1 pseudogene is annotated in these 525 nt (G+C 80.4%); it reads right to left on the bottom strand.

Annotation, left to right across the window (positions count from 1 at the left end):
- Positions 1-525, bottom strand: a pseudogene (locus tag JYK17_RS36070) (histidine kinase); the annotation flags it as partial.

Here is a 525-nt window from a genome sequence, read left to right as displayed (position 1 = left end):
CGGGCGGAAGCTCGTCGTCCATCGGCTGCGGCCGCGGCGGGTCCGCGATCTCCACGGCACCGCCCGGACCGTCCAGCGGCTCGGGCCCCTCGGCGGCGTTCTCGTCGGGCGCCCCTATGGCGTACGACCGCCCGGTGCCCTCGGTCGCCTGCGCGAGCCGCGACTGCCCGGCCTGCGAGGGCGGGGACTGCGGCTGGGCCTGCGCCTGTTCGGCCGGCGGGTGCGGCCGCGTCGCCTGCTTCGTGGCCGCCGCCGCGCCGGGTTCGGTCCGCGTGCCGAGCTTGCGGCGCCGTCCGCCGCCGGTCGGGTTGTGCGGCGGAGGCGTGGCCGTCGGCTGCTGCACCTGCGCGGCCTGCCGCGTGAAGGGCACACCCTGCCCCAGCGTCCGGACGCTGATCGCCCGGCCCTGGGTGGAGTTGGGGTCCACGGGAGCGGCCGGTGCGGCCGGTGACGCGGGCGCGGCGGCCTCGGCGGGCAGGGGCTGGGCGGGCCGCGGCTGCGCGGGTGTCGGTCCCTGAGCGGCCG

Source organism: Streptomyces plumbidurans (genome assembly GCF_019857225.1).
Lineage (GTDB): Bacteria > Actinomycetota > Actinomycetes > Streptomycetales > Streptomycetaceae > Streptomyces > Streptomyces plumbidurans.
The sequence above is the reverse complement of the archived record's forward strand: the minus strand, read 5'-3'. Positions and strand labels throughout refer to the sequence as shown.